This is a genomic window from Yersinia sp. 2540 StPb PI (assembly GCF_052217165.1).
Lineage (GTDB): Bacteria > Pseudomonadota > Gammaproteobacteria > Enterobacterales > Enterobacteriaceae > Yersinia > Yersinia enterocolitica_E.
Genome location: NZ_JAZGQC010000001.1, coordinates 3,302,922 through 3,318,607, shown reverse-complemented (window position 1 = coordinate 3,318,607; position 15,686 = coordinate 3,302,922). Strand labels below are relative to the sequence as shown.

Here is a 15,686-nt window from a genome sequence, read left to right as displayed (position 1 = left end):
ATTTGTGAAGTTGTTGAGCTCTATGTTGGCTCTTTGGTCTTAACCTGTCTGTCTGTCTGTCTGTCTGTCTGTTTTTTGCTATGTTTTAAGTACAATTTGCGAATTATTTAATATCTTCGCAACAATAATTGCACAATACGCCTCGTTTTCCAGTGTTTATATTTCACACACTGAATTTTGTTAAGTTCATCACAGCAGCTGGAATTACAACATGAAGTCACATAACTAACAATAATCGTAAAGAACAGATGAATAATTAATCTCCAGAGAGGGATATAAACAGTATAAACAGAAAAATCCGATGAAATGTTTGACAGCCAAGGCTAACAGGAGAATAATTATCGCCGTTGGGTCGTTAGCTCAGTTGGTAGAGCAGTTGACTCTTAATCAATTGGTCGCAGGTTCGAACCCTGCACGACCCACCAACAAAATCAATAAGTTACACTACATTTCATATATCTTATTTATATTTTTGTGCCATATTCGTATCGGCAGTATTTAATATTCCATCTGTTTATTTCATATGCTGGATTAAATTGATGGGTTAACGACGAACAAACCTTATTAGCATCTCAATATCCTCTTTCAGCCTATTTCTTATGATATATAAATAGTGAGTCTCGATTTAAATAATTGACTTTTTTATGTATATCTTAACCAGGAATATGGGTAAAACACGTTAAAACCCGAATGTTAATTGAGTAAATAAAGTTGAATAAACATCAATTATGATTATAGACTTGCGCTGAATAGTTTTATTTTCTCCGTAGTTGTGATAATCGTAATGCTTTACTCACTAACATTGCACAATAAAAATCTCAATTTTCCATAATATCCAGGGGCCGTGATATGAGAGGTCTGTGAACAGTAAATACCTATGGTGGTCGAAAGCGGAAATCGCTCAAACGTTTGATAGTACCTTTCCTGAGAGTATTCTTTCGATTTTAGGCTAAATGTCGAGACGCGATGGCTGTATGGCAGCCATGTAGGGTGAGGATCAGTGAGTCAAACAATTATTTTTTTGCGTATTAACACGACAATTTATTGTACTTTTTACCCGAGATAAAACAAAAGAGCCGCGCATTAGCGAGACTCTTTTAGCGGTTACTGAAAAATAAAATTGATGGTTCCAGCAACCAGTAGCAGAAATACAGTATATTGTAAGTAGTACACGGACATTGTTCTCATTTCTTCCTCCTTGCTGTTATGGTCTTTAATTAAGCAATATTTGCGCCATATCTAACTTATTGAAAAATAGTTTATTTTTATTATGGATAACTAAGTTAGCGCCCCTATTTAGGGAGTTTGCACCATTTAGGAGCATATCGGGTATATCTCTCCTGGCAGATTTATTGTTTAGGCATTTAGTTTTGATTTGATTAATTATTAACACGACGACTTATTGCTGCTTTGAGAAGTGTAATAACACATGACATTAACTCTTAGAAAAAGGGATTTTTTTAGTGCGTAGCTCTAATTTATGCGTGTACATGGATGAATCGGCGGCGGCGAGTAGTTCATTAATCGGTGTATCTTTCTCTAAATCGCAATTAGCGTACCCCACGCTAAAATTAATATTATAACCACGCAATTCCTGGCTATTGCGTAATTCTAATGCATTCTTAAAGCGGCTTAATATTGCTGGCATATCACTACAACCTGATGCCGTGAGTAATGTGACAAATTCGTCCCCCCCCAATCGGGCGACAACATCTGTGTCACGAAAGAAAAGCTGCAACTCCTCAGCGAAAGTCACTAATGCCTTATCACCTTCAGCATGACCATAACTGTCATTTATTTCTTTAAAATCATTTAGATCAAAGAAAATCAAGGTGGCAGGAATATTATTATGCGAGCAAAATGTCAATGCATGCTGAGCCAGAATTTCAAAGCCTCGACGGTTGGTTAACTGTGTTAGTTCGTCAATAGTTGCTAATTGAACGGCAGCAATTTCTTGCTCAGCCATTTTCGCTAAGTCACATAAAAGTTGTTGGTCGTATTCATCTAAAGAGCGCGGTTTAAGATCGATAATACAGAGTGTGCCAAGTTTACTGCCATTGGGAACAACCAGCGGACAACCCGCATAAAAACGAATGCCAGGATCGTCGGTAACAAGTGGGTTGTCACTAAAACGAAGGTCGTTAAGGGCATTGGGTACCAAAAGGATATCGTCACCTAAAATCGCATGACCACAAAAAGATATATCCCTGGGGGTTTCGCTGGTTTCCAGTCCGGGATGTGATTTAAACCATTGCCGGTTTACGTCGACGATAGATATAAGCGCGATTGGCACATTAAATAAACGTTTAGCTAAGCGGGTGATACGATCAAAGCGTTCTTCGGGAGAGGTATCGAGAATATTATAAGAGCGTAATGTAGCAATTCTCTTAGCCTCATCTTGAGGTATCGGGGGAGCTTGCATATTCATCGTCTCCTGTTACTTGTCTTATCCACTTAGCGCGAAGTGTCGCTAACAAAGATTAGCAGTAGTGATCAAGGACTACTGGGTGTGGCTACAAAACAACATCAAAAATAAATTTAACGCATTGAAAATTAATTATTTTCTCATCAGTGAGATGACATTTTACAAACGTAAAACTCAATCCAAGAATCTATTCACCCGTATCACAAATTACCAACTGTGGCTCGGGTAGCTTTTATTACCATCAGGCTCAATTCCCGGGCCAAATGATCGCTTGTGCTGCAATTATCGTCTTTTTCTCTGGGTCATAAGCGATTGACGGTGAGCCGTATAATACATAGCCAAGCTTCAATTGATCAGACACTCGGTGACAAAATGATGAATCATCTGGTCCGGTAATCAGCCGGTATATTGGTAATCCATCTGGCGGCACAGTATTCATATACATCCCCCATTTTGTTGATTAGTCGTGTGTATGCTTTTGTACATTATCTCTGGCTGCGGCTTTGGCTTCTTCAGCCAACTGTTCAATTTGCTCTTCGGTAAGTTGTTCTGAAGCTTCATGAATTTTAGCCAAACCTTCATTAACTGTTGTTTCTTCGTGATTTTTATTAGACATAATGGATCCCATACAGCGTTGCATTTAATTTATACTATAGGTCATTTAACCCTATTAAGGGGTTTTATAATGAGTTAGTGGTTTTTAGGCTCGCCGAGTCAATATCAAACAGGCGCTGGGGGAGTAAACCTCCCCAAGAGTCACGAGTTGATGCAGGAATTTTTAATAAAAACCATCCCGATTTCTATTCAGGTTTCTTCGCAGAAAGTAAAAATAGCATAGGGCGTTCTTTCTCTTCATCCAATGCAGGATAATCTATAATTTGCTGTGTTGTTGGTCCCCATTCTTCGATATGTGTAATTATAAAACCTTGTTTTATCAAAAAATTAATATAAGTCCCTAATGTCCGATGCTGCTTGATAACGCCTTCTGCCAACCAGTTTGTTATACGTTCCCCTTCCGCCTGATAACTGTTCACCGGCCAGGATTTTTGCCCATTATCGGCAATTAACCAACCAGGTTGCTTTGCTGCGGTAAAGATAGGGTGTTCTGCGGAAAAAACAAAACTGCCCCCAGGAGTTAGTGCTTGATAAATCGTGGCAAACAGTGCTGGCAGTGCTTTTATATAATGCAATGTGAGTGAGCTATAGGCTAATTGGAACAGTTGTGGTGGTAGATGCAAATGTTCCAGGTCTTCCTGACGGTAAATAATGTTTTCGTCAGTGGTCATCTCTTTAGCACGGTTTAACATTCGCGTTGAAACATCCAACCCTAAAACTTCGCTGGCACCTTGCGAGCATGCGTAGCGACAAAACCAGCCATAGCCACAACCCAGATCTACAACTTTACTTCCTGATAGCGACGGCAGCATCTGGCGAATGGCTTCCCATTCTGGCGCGCCAGCCAATCCGTCAACTGAACGGGGAAGTTGTGCATACCCTGAAAAAAATGCCTGATTATCATAAATATTCTGAGTCATTTCTCTTCTCCTTTAAATTAACTTTTTACTCCTGAATAAAAAGCATCGGCAGTTTAGCACTAATGAAAAGATATTGAATATATCAGAGGATCCGCCAAATGTTATTCCTTTGTTATAAATACAAATGACTGAGATTAGCTAAAGCGAAATTGAGATGTAATAACGGATAGTTAAAACTATTTAATATGGAGTGCGGAATAAATTAATATTATGCGGATTCTGTTATTTATTGAGAAATAGCCTAAACTTTATACAGTACGTGTTGACGGACTTCGTTAACCGTTCGGGAAGGGTCACCTTCTGTTTGGTGTTGCCAAAGACTGATAAAGCGTGAATATACTGCGAGAGCAGGTAGCCACTATGCCAGATTAAGGCACTTTATCCCTGATTAGATGCTTCTCTTGAAGGAGATAGCGATGACTCCCGTACAAATACTGATTATTCTGGTGCTAACACTTTTTGCATTGTACCGCCAGTCGGTCAGCCACGAGGTGTCTTTAGGCCCCGCCCGTTTTAAATGGGCCTGGGTTTACGGGATGGTCGGCCTGGTAGTCGGTGGAACATATATGCCCGCTACGATGACTTCCTGGGTAGTTTTAGGTAGCGGAGTTTTATTTAGTATTGTTGTCGGTGTTTTGCAAGGTCGCCTTATAGAGATTTGGCGTGAACCTGATGGACGTATTTTTTGCAAGGGAACACCACTGACGATAACTTTATTTCTGCTATTGGTTGGTTCTAAATGGATTATAGGGACACTGCAATATCTTTATAATCAACCAACGGAACAAGGCGGGTTTGGTGAAATCCTGATCATGATTGCAGTCATGGCAGCATTTCAGGTCGAGATTGTCAGACGACGTATTCGGGTTTTATACCCGGATAACCCCGTTGATTCATTACCTGAAGGGCAGTAACAACGTTTATTTCAGCTAACAGCCGAGGACTGGCTGCTAGCTGAATATAAAGGACTCATAGATATCTTCGAAAAACGTGATCAGTCGACAATAAAAAGTCTGGCCCCTGAGATTGTAGATGAACGATGTGCTTCGGCGCCATCGGCAACCTGATAACTCATACCTGCCTTCAATATAAAGCTTCGCCCATCGTCTAATTCAGTGCTTAGTTCACCTTCAAGGCACAGCAATATATGCCCTTTAGAACACCAATGGTCAGCTTTGTATCCAGCACTGTACTCAACCATACGGACTCTAACACGACCAAAAAGTTGTGTTCGCCAGTAGGCAACCCCTTGTTCCCCCTTATGCTCAGTTGTTTCTATTTCTGACCAATCGGTGATACCGAAGGGGATATCCACTATTTTCATTTAAATTACCTCTTTCTAATGCTGGCCGACCTTACATTAACTCACTATTAAAACGAATACACAGTCTATTACCTTATTGCCAATCCAACTTTTATAAAGTGGGCCATACTGTGAGATGTACGGTTAAATGGAGTTATCAAGCCTATGAATAATCCCACAATCTTCCAGTTTTTCCATTGGTACTATCCTGATGGCGGTAAATTATGGCAGGAGGTCTCAGATCAAGCCGCACATATTAGCCAACTTGGAATTAATATCGTTTGGCTTCCCCCCGCATATAAAGGTGCCTCAGGAGGATATTCTGTAGGATATGACACCTATGATTTGTTTGATCTGGGGGAGTTTGATCAGAAGGGGACTCAGTCGACTAAATATGGCGACAAAGAAGGATTACAGAATGCGATTAACCGATTGAAGGAGAATGGCATAAAAGTTCTTTTTGACGTTGTATTCAATCACAAGATGGGGGCGGATGAAAAAGAACAGGTCAGTGTCCGTAAAGTTAATCCTGATAACCGGACTGAAATGGACGATGATATTATCGACGCCCTTGCCTATACCCGTTTTACGTTTCCTGGCCGCAATAAAACTTATTCATCCTTTGTTTGGGATAAACAGTGTTTTACCGGTGTTGATTATATTGAAGAACCCTCAGATGAGGGGGTTTTTAAGATAGTAAACGATTATAGCAATGAGGGATGGAATACAGAGGTTGATGATGAGTTAGGTAATTTCGACTATCTGATGGGGGCGGATATTGATTTCCGTAATCCTGCCGTTATGGATGAGTTAAAATATTGGGGAAAATGGTTACTGGAGTCACTATCAATTGATGGTTTTAGATTGGATGCAGTAAAACATATCCCGGCATGGTTTTTTAAAGCATGGATAGAATATATACAAAATGAAACAGAACATGATTTACTGATTATTGCGGAGTATTGGTCCCCTGATATCGAAAAATTACAACAATATCTGGCACGGGTAGAAGGCAATGTAATGTTGTTCGACGTTGCTTTACATCACAAGTTTCACGAAGCATCGAAACAGGGCGAAGATTTTGACTTAACGCAAATATTCAATGGCTCATTAATTGAAGTTGACCCGTTACATACCATTACGTTGGTGGCCAATCACGATACTCAGCCACTTCAGGCTCTGGAAGCACCGGTAGAACCTTGGTTTAAACCTTTGGCTTACGCGTTGATCTTAATACGAGAACAAGGTATTCCCTGTGTTTTTTACCCCGATCTTTTTGGTGCCAATTATGAAGATAACGGTGAAGATGGGGGGACTTATCAGATAGAGATGCCGGTTGTTGCTGAATTGGAGAGGCTAATTCAAGCCAGGCAACGCTTCGCTCATGGCGCACAAACCGATTATTTTGATGATAAAAACTGTATTGCTTTTGTTCGTGCTGGCACGGCGGAGGCACCCGGTTGTGTGGTGATTCTTTCGAATGGCGCAGAAAGTGAAAAAACAATCGTTCTTGGTGGAGGTTTTGAAAATAAAGAGTTTGCTGATTACTTAGGTAATCGTCAGGATATTATTACTACAGATGAAGATGGTGGGGCGACATTTCCTGTTAATGGCGGGAGTATTAGCCTTTGGGTACAGAAAGAACTTCTGTAACCCGTATAATGAATATGTTCTTCAGAGAGATGCAATATTATCTTGAGCTAGGCGCTAAGTTGCTATGATTTACACGACTTAGCGCTTAGTCATTATTTCCTTAGCTTAATGATGGCTGATTAACTTGAAAGAAACGGATAATCTGGCGCAACTCCGCGCCTTGTTCTGTTAATGATTGTGCGGCGGCGGCAGCTTGTTCAACCAATGCAGCATTTTGTTGCGTAACTTGATCCATCTGTTCTACAGCGATACCGATCTCTTGAATACCAATGTGTTGCTCGTGTGATGCCGTCGATATCTCGCCAACGATATGAGCAACTTTCCCCACCGAGTCGACGATCTCGCCCATCGCTTGACTGGCATGGTCAGCGCGTTCTGAACCCGCATTAATTTTCTCAACCGTACCAACAATTAATTGCTTTATCTCTTTGGCTGCATTTGCACTTTTCTGTGCCAAAGTGCGTACTTCGCTTGCGACAACGGCAAATCCCTTACCTTCGGTGCCCGCTCGGGCGGCCTCAACTGCAGCATTTAACGCTAATATATTGGTTTGGAAGGCAATGCTTTCAATAACAGCAATAATATCGACGATCTTCCTCGAGCTTTTGGTGATTTCTTGCATACGAAGTAGCATTTCATCAACAATAATTCCGCCTTCTGTGGCGGTTGCTGCTGTATTAACCGCCAACTCACTTGCCTGCCGGGCATTCTCCGCATTCTGACGTACGGTTTGGGTGAGTTCCTGCATATTTGCTGAGGTTTGAATCAGAGAGGATGCTTGTTCCTCGGTACGTTGTGATAAGTCAGCATTACCCTGAGCAATCTGATTCGACGCAACAGAAATTGATTCACTCCCATGCATGATCTCATTAATCGTTTTCTTCAACTGCCGGTTCATGATATTCAGAGAAGCAAGTAAGCTATTATTATCACCTGGGCGAAGTTTTATTTCAGTGGATAAGTTTCCGGCGGCGATATGGCCCATAATAGCCACAGCGTAGGCCGGTTCCCCTCCCAATAAACGAGAAAAGTTGCGGGCAATCATGACAGCAAGCAGTGCAGAAATGAAAACAGCAAAGAGCAATAAAGCGATAAGTACATTTTTGGCAGTATTAAAACTTTGTTGACCATCCGTTGCAGCTTGTTCTCCACCTTGAACTTCCAGTACGACTAATTCAGCGAGGTCTTTCATCAACTGTGTGCGATATTTTCTTGATGTATCACCACTAATTTTAGTGGCCTCAGCTAATTGATTATTATTAACTGCATCAATAACGAAACTGTTTGCCTGAGAAAAGTGGTCAAAATCTGACATTATTCTCTTGAATAGTTCGGAGTGATTGTAACCTTCGGGTAATTTCAGAAATCTATCTTGCGCGGCACGAAAGTTGTCTACGGCCTGTAATATCTCCAGACGGTGTCCTTCGCGCTCTTTTTCTGTCGATGAGGCGATATACTGAACCTGCTGCAGGCGCAATTCGGCTAAAACGCCTCGCATCTCTAATGCATAGCGAACACCCGGTAACCAACTGTCGCGATAGGCTTCCAGCCTGGCGTTATTACTGCTTAACTGTGATAGTGCCACAGCACCTAGCAATAACATCATGACAATAACAACCGAAAAGCCTGAGAGTAACTTTGTCAAAATGGATAGGTCGGAGAACTTTTTCATGAACATTACGTATATTAAATAAAGGTGCAATGTATAACGGCAAATAAAATGAATTCTTGATGTAATAAAACTACTTAATTTGATTTTTTAAGCATTTTATTTGAATGTACAAAACACAGGGTAATGTTGCTTTTTGAGCTGAATTTATCATTTTTTAGATAAAATCAAAGATGATTTGGCTTATAATTTAGTTATCGCTTTATCTTATGCTATTTAATTGTGGATGTTCAATACGGTTCTTTTTTTAAATTAACTATTTATTAACTTCAATTCTGCTGTTTATGATGTTTTTAGACTGATATTTTATGTTTTCTGCATTCCTTTTTTTCTTGTAAGTGGGTCTTAATGGTTTTTAAGGAGTGTGCTAAGCTCGGACTATCAAAACTTTAGGTGGTTAATTATGGTCTTTGTCATTCTTTGGTTTGCTATTGCAGGATTAAGTGAGTACTTAGTCTGGGGATCTCCACTCTTGGCGGTGTCTCTGGCCTTGCTTTTTGTGGTGCTCGGTGGGTACTGGGTTTACAGCGTCAGAAAAATTCAAGTAAGTGATATACCTTCTGATGAAGCCAGATCTAAGTCTATCAGTAATTTGAATCTCACCTTCTCTGTGGCGCTGTTGGCTATTCATGCGCTTGTTTTATTACTATTGCGCTGATAATGGTATGGTTTTCGTTAACTATGCCATTGGTTCCAGGCAGCTATAAGTATCCAGGCAGCGATGGCCCAGCATAAAACAGCCGCGGTCAATGCGAGTGGTAGGCGTAAATAGTCAATTAAAAAATAAAGCGATATCAAATAGATAAAGTAGGGAATGATAGCCCATAAACCGAATATAATTGTTACGCGCAGTGCTTCAATATTGCGCTCATGGCCGACAATATAGTGTGCGATGAGGGCGAAAGTAGGGAATAACGGGATTAAACCAGCAATATAGTAATTGCGCGTCTTCGATAATAGCCCAATCAATACCACAACTATGGCGCCGATCAGTGCTTTAAGTAACAGTCCCATCGCTATCCCGAAAAATTTAAAAAAGCTGCCAATAGAATATATTTCAATGAAAAACAAAGAAATTCCTATATATGGCAGCGGAGCAAAATAAGACTCTCTATCTTGATAAGCTATTGACGATAGCCGTTCTTGATTTGTGCCAGAGTATTGGTGAAAACTTCAGCTTGAGCAGTGTCTTCGATACCGGCAATGGAACGTTCGATATTTAAGATTACTTTCCCAGCATCGGCTTGGCCGATCGCTTTTAGCAATAGAGTCAATGTTGCTTTCAAACATGCAACTTCATTCGCTAAAGTTTCTGGGTCAGCAGAAGTGGTAAAGTCTGGATTACTCATTTTTTTTCCTGAAGTGATAGCTTACCTGTGAACAAAGTGATGTGGGTTAACCCAGTATCGCAGTGAACATTCGCGGCATTATTAAACAGTTATAGCATTATATCATAAACTGATGGTCAGCTTTGATAACATGTGCTTAATCTTTAGTTCGTGGCGCAAAATGTGGTCGAAGGCGGGCAGGGGATAGGTATGTCTGGATGATGCTTCCTCTGACGATGTAAGTATTATCTTAATTAAGTGAGTTTTGTTCATAAAAATCATATCATTTCTGAATGAGTAATTTTGTGTCAAAAATCACTCATTTTGAGCGTGAATAAGAGATAAACAATAAATAAACAAAACTAAGAATAATTCCTATGCCGCAAAATTAGAACTGAAATAGCCGATCCTGTGTGGTATCAATATGTTGTGCTTTTTCAGGTAAAAATAAGTTTCGGGATGTCAGCAATTACCGTTTGCATGAATAGCAGTGTAATGCCAAGAAAACTCTTAAAAAAACTTTTCTTTTTTATCATGTCGTTAATTGATATGTCAGCGATTTTATGTACATAGTCGAAATGATGATAAAAATAATATCTGTCAAACAATATAGATATGAATTTGCAATTATTCTGTATTCATTCTTTGGCCGAAAACAAGTAATATCATTGTCGTAAACAAAGCGTGATTAGGTTACTCCCTTATTTTTGGAGAATTTTCTTTGATTAGCGTTCTTCTTGTTGATGACCACGAACTGGTGCGCGCAGGGATTCGACGCATTCTTGAAGATATCAAGGGTATCAAAGTAGCGGGCGAGATGCAGTGTGGTGAAGATGCGGTAAAATGGTGCCGTAGCCATGTTGTTGATATCGTTTTGATGGATATGAATATGCCCGGTATCGGCGGGTTGGAAGCAACTCGTAAGATTTTGCGTTTTTCTCCAGATACTAAAGTTATCATGCTAACCATCCATACTGAAAACCCGCTGCCCGCAAAAGTCATGCAGGCTGGTGCCGGTGGGTATTTAAGTAAGGGGGCGGCACCTCAGGATGTTGTTACGGCTATCCGTGCGGTTCATTCGGGGCAACGCTACATTGCTTCTGATATTGCGCAGCAGATGGCCTTGGGTCAGTTGGAGCCTCCAGCCGAAACGCCTTTTAGTTGTTTGTCAGAGCGTGAGTTACAAATTATGCTCATGATAACGAAAGGCCAAAAGGTGAACGACATTTCGGAACAACTTCATCTGAGTCCGAAAACGGTGAACAGCTATCGCTACCGGATGTTTAGCAAGCTTAATATAAGTGGTGACGTTGAATTGACCCATCTGGCCATTCGCCACGGTCTGTTTAACGCGGAGACGTTGTCTAATAGTGACTGATTGTTTCGATTCTAAAGAGTTTTTGAAAACTGTCACCAGCCAACCTGGTGTTTACCGTATGTATGATAAGACGGGGACAGTTATTTATGTCGGCAAAGCAAAAGACCTCAAGAAACGTCTGACGAGTTATTTCCGTGCTCAGGTTGCCAGTCGAAAAACAGAGACCTTGGTTAAGAATATTGCTCAAATTGATGTGACCGTGACGCATACAGAAACGGAAGCACTGCTGCTTGAGCATAACTATATCAAGCTTTATCAGCCGCGTTACAACGTACTGTTGCGTGATGATAAGTCATATCCTCTTATTTTCTTGAGTGCGGATACTCACCCGCGCTTAGCTATTCATCGCGGTGCTAAGCATGAGAAGGGTGAGTATTTCGGCCCGTTCCCAAACTCTTATGCTGTCCGCGAGACCTTGGCATTATTGCAAAAACTTTTTCCAGTAAGACAGTGTGAAAACAGTGTCTACCGCAATCGTTCACGGCCTTGTCTGCAATATCAGATTGGCCGTTGTTCAGGCCCCTGTGTTGCAGGGCTTGTGAGTGATGATGAGTACCAACGCCAGGTTGATTATGTGCGTTTGTTCCTCTCGGGCAAAGACCAACAGGTACTGACACAACTGATTTCCCGGATGGAGGAAGCCAGTCAATCGTTGCATTTCGAAGATGCGGCACGTATTCGAGATCAAATACAAGCAGTAAGGCGAGTTACTGAACAGCAGTTCGTTTCGGGCGACAGTGAAGATCTTGATGTTATCGGTGTGGCGTTTGATGCCGGATTAGCTTGTGTTCATGTGCTATTTATTCGACAAGGGAAAGTGCTGGGAAGCCGGAGTTACTTCCCGAAAGTTCCTGCCGGGACTGAGCTCAGTGAAGTCGTTCAGACCTTTGTTGGGCAGTTTTATTTGCAAGGAAGCCAGGGGCGAACACTCCCAGGTGAGATCTTGCTGGACTTTACTCTAGAGGAAAAGGATCTGCTGGCTTCCTCTCTTTCTGAGTTGGCCGGAAGAAAAATTCAGATCCAAAGCCGTCCTCGGGGGGATCGAGCGCGTTACCTTAAACTTGCGCGCACAAATGCCTCTACTGCGTTGATTACTCGTTTATCGCAGCAATCAACAATACATCAGCGAATGAAAGAGTTAGCCAAGATTCTTAATCTTGATGAGATCAATCGTATGGAATGTTTTGATATCAGCCATACGCTGGGAGAGCAGACTGTCGCGTCTTGTGTCGTATTTGATGCAAATGGTCCTGTACGTTCGGAATATAGACGCTACAATATTAGTGGCATAACGCCTGGTGATGATTATGCGGCGATGTCTCAAGTGCTTAAACGTCGATATGGTAAGGCATTAGATGACAAAAAAATTCCTGATGTTATTTTCATTGACGGAGGGAAAGGCCAGCTGTCTCAGGCTTTTGACGTGTTTGCTTCTCTCACCGTTGAGTGGGATAAGCAAAAACCATTATTGGTCGGCGTTGCTAAGGGAAGTGATCGAAAAGCGGGGCTGGAAACATTGTTCCTGGAGGCGCAAGGGGAGGGGTTCTCGTTGCCACCAGATTCACCAGCATTGCATTTGATTCAACATATCCGAGATGACTCGCATAACCATGCAATCACCGGACATAGGCAGCGTCGTGCGAAAGTAAAAAATACCAGTGCATTAGAAACGATAGAGGGAGTTGGCCCTAAACGGCGGCAAATTTTGCTGAAGTATATGGGGGGACTGCAACCTTTACTGAATGCTAGCGTCGAGGAAATTGCAAAAGTGCCGAGTATTTCACAAGCATTGGCAGAAAAAATCTACAATGCATTGAAACACTGAGGCTAATGTTGCACCATACTCATAATATCCACCCCAGCCAGATAGTTATCGTAGCATTATGCAATTGAATATACCGACTTGGCTTACCCTGTTTCGTGTTGTACTCATCCCATTCTTCGTTCTGGCGTTTTATCTGCCATTCGTTTGGGCTCCGATGGTTTGTGCCATCATATTTGTGTTTGCAGCAGCAACTGATTGGTTTGATGGCTTTTTAGCGCGCCGCTGGAAACAAACTACCCGTTTTGGGGCTTTTCTTGACCCTGTGGCGGATAAAGTTATGGTTGCCATCGCATTAGTGCTGGTTGCTGAGCATTATCATGTCTGGTGGATCACTCTACCGGCGGCAACTATGATTGCCCGTGAAATCATCATTTCCTCCCTGCGTGAGTGGATGGCTGAAATCGGTAAGCGCAGCAGTGTTGCGGTGTCATGGATTGGTAAAGTGAAAACCACGGCTCAAATGGGTTCGCTGGTTGGCTTACTTTGGCGCCCAGACCATAACGTTGAGCTCGCCAGCTTTGTTCTTCTCTACATTGCTGCGGTACTGACATTCTGGTCAATGTTTCAATATTTAAACGCTGCCTGGAATGATTTGCTCGAACCTTGATCGAAGCGCCGCAAAAAGCAGCAAACGAACACATTAGTCAGATAATTTTATTGACTCATTGCGTCAGGTAAGTAGAATGCATCGCATCAGACGGCAGCAACGAAATGTCGAAAGATAGCAAAAGAATCAGTAAGTTCTGATGTTGCGGGAATAGCTCAGTTGGTAGAGCACGACCTTGCCAAGGTCGGGGTCGCGAGTTCGAGTCTCGTTTCCCGCTCCAAATTAGTAGGTTGGCTTAAGGCGAACCTCAGCTGTAAAGGCAAAGAAGAATAAGGCGCGTTGGCAGAGTGGCCATGCTACGGATTGCAAATCCGTCTACCTCGGTTCGACTCCGGGACGCGCCTCCAGTTTTCCAGAGCCCGGGTGGTGAAATCGGTAGACACAAGGGATTTAAAATCCCTCGGCTTATGGCTGTGCGGGTTCAAGTCCCGCCCCGGGCACCATGGAAAATATTCTAAGTAAAACAAAGTAGTATGAGTATGTCGTTAACCGCCGAGAGGCGGTTTTTTTGTGTCTGAAATCACACTTAGGAAGATGATTTAGGAACATAAAATTCAACTAACGCATAAAAAATCACTTCTTCTGATTACCTACCACTGGAACAATTTTTATTTTCCTGACTCTCTGAATTGATCCTTGCGTAATGAAAGCACATCAGCCTGTCTTGCGAGGCACAAGTACGCTATCTCCATTGCTGCCCGCACAATGTCAGGCGCAGCTTTATACAGAGCGTTATATTCTTCATCTGTAATATAGCGTTCCCTGGATCCCTCTTTAAATTGCTTAACCCCCTTACATGGATTCCCTTTCACAAATCCCCGCTCATACCCCCAACGATAAACTCGCGAGAGGAAAGTTTTCTCACGGTTTGCTTGTGTTCTGCTGGTCACCCCGCGTTTATCCATATATTTCCTGCTATGTTCAGGTCTTATATTGTCTGGTTCCATTCTCCCGAATACTGGCAATAGCCCCTGTATCACTTTGGCTATCGCTCTGTCGGTCTCAGAATAGGCCCGCTGTATATCTTGGTCGGGGATCCGTGTATTGATAGCAGGATACTTGATAGCAACATTAGCATCCTGTAAGAGTAGCCCACCGCATAAGTCAGCCGAATTAATCCAGTTGTGACTCCCAGAATCCGCATTAACTGAATGCGAGGTACCTGAATTCGTTGGTACCACTTGGGGCGATAGTGGGCTGTATGCGTTGGCTTTGAAGCGTGAGCTGCGGATTTGTAAAGGGCGGCTCGATGAGGTTATTAGCTGGCGGCAGAATGCCACCCGGAAGCAATGAAAAAGGATCGTATATTAAAGTTATATAAATGGAGTTAATAACTTGTAAATAAAGGCTTGATAGCGTCAGTTTTTAACTGTATAAAAAAACAGATCATTAATTTATTGTTAAGTACAATACGTTAATAATTAGAAAGATAATTAATTCACAAGGAGTGATTATATGGTAGTTCGTTTATCTGCATTAATTGTTGCTTTAACTGTATCGTTCTCTTCGATTGCAGCAACTTCACAAGAAGATATCCAAGGAGCTAAGGTTGTCACTGTGACTACCGAAACAATATCCGGCCATCTTAATATTGCAAATGGCCGTAACTGTTTGGATGAGAATACCCAAGGTAAGCCTACCTTGTTAGCCTGTGATAGCGTGGCACAGGCCAGTTCAGAAAAAAACATCTTCCATTACATCGTGTTGAAAAGTGGGCAGTGTTTGTCAGATGAAGGTGGCTCAATACCGGTCATGGCAACCTGTGATTATCAGAACACAAAACAACAATGGAAAGCTCTTCAAGGTGTTGGTACGGATGTGCGAAATGTAGCATCAAATAAGTGCCTGACAACTGCAGGGTTGGACAAATCGGTGACGATGGCTACATGTGCTGGCCTGCCAGCTCAGAATTGGAAATTGCCTCAGTAAAGTAGCATTACAGGTGGCATTCATTGAGTACCAT

General features: G+C 42.0%; 15 protein-coding genes, 4 tRNA genes and 2 pseudogenes. 12 read left to right on the top strand and 9 right to left on the bottom strand.

Going from position 1 to position 15,686, the window contains the following annotated elements; translation table 11 throughout:
* The first annotated feature begins 349 nt into the window (after positions 1-349).
* Positions 350-425, top strand: a tRNA-Lys gene (locus V1956_RS15180).
* 1,010 nt (positions 426-1,435) lie between these two features.
* Here V1956_RS15180 and V1956_RS15175 read toward each other — a convergent pair.
* From V1956_RS15175 to V1956_RS15160, 4 genes are all read right to left on the bottom strand, one after another.
* Positions 1,436-2,428 carry a sensor domain-containing diguanylate cyclase gene (locus tag V1956_RS15175; protein ID WP_420075291.1) on the bottom strand — a complete coding sequence of 331 codons (993 nt, stop codon included), beginning with the start codon at positions 2,426-2,428 and terminating at the stop codon, positions 1,436-1,438.
* A 244-nt stretch (positions 2,429-2,672) separates the two neighbouring features.
* Positions 2,673-2,864: a DUF1737 domain-containing protein gene (locus V1956_RS15170; RefSeq protein WP_442825289.1), complete on the bottom strand. Its 192-nt coding sequence runs from the start codon at positions 2,862-2,864 to the stop codon at positions 2,673-2,675.
* Between the two features lie 21 nt (positions 2,865-2,885).
* A complete protein-coding gene (locus V1956_RS15165; protein ID WP_372558761.1) occupies positions 2,886-3,053 on the bottom strand; it encodes a hypothetical protein in 168 nt (55 codons plus the stop codon).
* Between the two features lie 172 nt (positions 3,054-3,225).
* Positions 3,226-3,960: a class I SAM-dependent methyltransferase gene (locus tag V1956_RS15160; protein ID WP_372558762.1), complete on the bottom strand. Its 735-nt coding sequence runs from the start codon at positions 3,958-3,960 to the stop codon at positions 3,226-3,228.
* 416 nt (positions 3,961-4,376) lie between these two features.
* Between V1956_RS15160 and V1956_RS15155 the strand changes: the two genes are divergently transcribed.
* On the top strand, positions 4,377-4,874 hold the full coding sequence (locus tag V1956_RS15155) for a hypothetical protein (protein ID WP_083159119.1): 498 nt from the start codon (positions 4,377-4,379) through the stop codon (positions 4,872-4,874).
* An 80-nt stretch (positions 4,875-4,954) separates the two neighbouring features.
* Here V1956_RS15155 and V1956_RS15150 read toward each other — a convergent pair whose 3' ends face one another.
* Entirely contained in the window at positions 4,955-5,284 is a 330-nt protein-coding gene (locus tag V1956_RS15150) for a DHCW motif cupin fold protein (RefSeq protein ID WP_083159118.1), read from the bottom strand.
* Between the two features lie 144 nt (positions 5,285-5,428).
* On the opposite strand from V1956_RS15150, the gene amyA reads away from it, so the two are divergent.
* Entirely contained in the window at positions 5,429-6,916 is a 1,488-nt protein-coding gene (gene amyA / locus V1956_RS15145; protein WP_420075293.1) for an alpha-amylase, read from the top strand.
* Positions 6,917-7,016: 100 nt separating this feature from the next.
* Here amyA and V1956_RS15140 read toward each other — a convergent pair whose 3' ends face one another.
* Entirely contained in the window at positions 7,017-8,588 is a 1,572-nt protein-coding gene (locus V1956_RS15140) for a methyl-accepting chemotaxis protein (RefSeq protein WP_372558764.1), read from the bottom strand.
* Between the two features lie 400 nt (positions 8,589-8,988).
* On the opposite strand from V1956_RS15140, the gene V1956_RS15135 reads away from it, so the two are divergent.
* Entirely contained in the window at positions 8,989-9,243 is a 255-nt protein-coding gene (locus tag V1956_RS15135) for a hypothetical protein (protein WP_372558765.1), read from the top strand.
* 17 nt (positions 9,244-9,260) lie between these two features.
* On the opposite strand, the gene V1956_RS15130 is transcribed toward V1956_RS15135, so the two are convergent.
* Together V1956_RS15130 and V1956_RS15125 are read right to left on the bottom strand one after the other, a co-directional pair.
* On the bottom strand, positions 9,261-9,599 hold the full coding sequence (locus tag V1956_RS15130) for a GlpM family protein (RefSeq protein WP_372559885.1): 339 nt from the start codon (positions 9,597-9,599) through the stop codon (positions 9,261-9,263).
* Positions 9,600-9,709: 110 nt separating this feature from the next.
* The gene (locus tag V1956_RS15125) at positions 9,710-9,934 is read right to left on the bottom strand and encodes a DUF2594 family protein (RefSeq protein ID WP_083159114.1); all 225 of its coding nucleotides are present in this window, start codon (positions 9,932-9,934) and stop codon (positions 9,710-9,712) included.
* A gap of 700 nt (positions 9,935-10,634) precedes the next feature.
* On the opposite strand from V1956_RS15125, the gene uvrY reads away from it, so the two are divergent.
* The 6 genes from uvrY (at position 10,635) to V1956_RS15095 (ending at position 14,166) form a co-directional block, all read left to right on the top strand.
* The gene (uvrY, locus tag V1956_RS15120) at positions 10,635-11,291 is read left to right on the top strand and encodes a UvrY/SirA/GacA family response regulator transcription factor (protein ID WP_083159113.1); all 657 of its coding nucleotides are present in this window, start codon (positions 10,635-10,637) and stop codon (positions 11,289-11,291) included.
* Entirely contained in the window at positions 11,284-13,116 is a 1,833-nt protein-coding gene (gene uvrC / locus V1956_RS15115) for an excinuclease ABC subunit UvrC (RefSeq protein WP_420075407.1), read from the top strand. The genes uvrY and uvrC overlap by 8 nt, the downstream gene beginning before the upstream one ends.
* A 58-nt stretch (positions 13,117-13,174) precedes the next feature.
* Complete coding sequence (gene pgsA, locus V1956_RS15110) at positions 13,175-13,723, top strand: CDP-diacylglycerol--glycerol-3-phosphate 3-phosphatidyltransferase (protein WP_083159111.1); 549 nt, start codon at positions 13,175-13,177, stop codon at positions 13,721-13,723.
* 144 nt (positions 13,724-13,867) lie between these two features.
* Positions 13,868-13,943, top strand: a tRNA-Gly gene (locus V1956_RS15105).
* A 53-nt stretch (positions 13,944-13,996) separates the two neighbouring features.
* Positions 13,997-14,070, top strand: a tRNA-Cys gene (locus tag V1956_RS15100).
* 10 nt (positions 14,071-14,080) lie between these two features.
* A tRNA-Leu gene (locus V1956_RS15095) sits at positions 14,081-14,166 on the top strand.
* A 171-nt stretch (positions 14,167-14,337) separates the two neighbouring features.
* Here V1956_RS15095 and V1956_RS15090 read toward each other — a convergent pair.
* Positions 14,338-14,691 (bottom strand): annotated as a pseudogene (locus V1956_RS15090) (integrase); the annotation flags it as partial.
* A gap of 175 nt (positions 14,692-14,866) precedes the next feature.
* Between V1956_RS15090 and lysC the strand changes: the two are divergent.
* Together lysC and V1956_RS15080 are read left to right on the top strand one after the other, a co-directional pair.
* Positions 14,867-15,016: pseudogene (lysC, locus tag V1956_RS15085) on the top strand (Rz1-like lysis system protein LysC); the annotation flags it as partial.
* A gap of 162 nt (positions 15,017-15,178) precedes the next feature.
* Entirely contained in the window at positions 15,179-15,652 is a 474-nt protein-coding gene (locus tag V1956_RS15080; RefSeq protein ID WP_420072371.1) for a ricin-type beta-trefoil lectin domain protein, read from the top strand.
* Positions 15,653-15,686 lie beyond the last annotated feature (34 nt).

Bases quoted from the DNA above. Each gene is read 5' to 3' on its own strand.
- V1956_RS15175 (WP_420075291.1), bottom strand. From the start codon at position 2,428: ATGAATATGCAAGCTCCCCCGATACCTCAAGATGAGGCTAAGAGAATT.
- V1956_RS15170 (WP_442825289.1), bottom strand. From the start codon at position 2,864: ATGAATACTGTGCCGCCAGATGGATTACCAATATACCGGCTGATTACC.
- V1956_RS15165 (WP_372558761.1), bottom strand. From the start codon at position 3,053: ATGGGATCCATTATGTCTAATAAAAATCACGAAGAAACAACAGTTAAT.
- V1956_RS15160 (WP_372558762.1), bottom strand. From the start codon at position 3,960: ATGACTCAGAATATTTATGATAATCAGGCATTTTTTTCAGGGTATGCA.
- V1956_RS15155 (WP_083159119.1), top strand. From the start codon at position 4,377: ATGACTCCCGTACAAATACTGATTATTCTGGTGCTAACACTTTTTGCA.
- V1956_RS15150 (WP_083159118.1), bottom strand. From the start codon at position 5,284: ATGAAAATAGTGGATATCCCCTTCGGTATCACCGATTGGTCAGAAATA.
- amyA (WP_420075293.1), top strand. From the start codon at position 5,429: ATGAATAATCCCACAATCTTCCAGTTTTTCCATTGGTACTATCCTGAT.
- V1956_RS15140 (WP_372558764.1), bottom strand. From the start codon at position 8,588: ATGAAAAAGTTCTCCGACCTATCCATTTTGACAAAGTTACTCTCAGGC.
- V1956_RS15135 (WP_372558765.1), top strand. From the start codon at position 8,989: ATGGTCTTTGTCATTCTTTGGTTTGCTATTGCAGGATTAAGTGAGTAC.
- V1956_RS15130 (WP_372559885.1), bottom strand. From the start codon at position 9,599: ATGGGACTGTTACTTAAAGCACTGATCGGCGCCATAGTTGTGGTATTG.
- V1956_RS15125 (WP_083159114.1), bottom strand. From the start codon at position 9,934: ATGAGTAATCCAGACTTTACCACTTCTGCTGACCCAGAAACTTTAGCG.
- pgsA (WP_083159111.1), top strand. From the start codon at position 13,175: ATGCAATTGAATATACCGACTTGGCTTACCCTGTTTCGTGTTGTACTC.
- V1956_RS15080 (WP_420072371.1), top strand. From the start codon at position 15,179: ATGGTAGTTCGTTTATCTGCATTAATTGTTGCTTTAACTGTATCGTTC.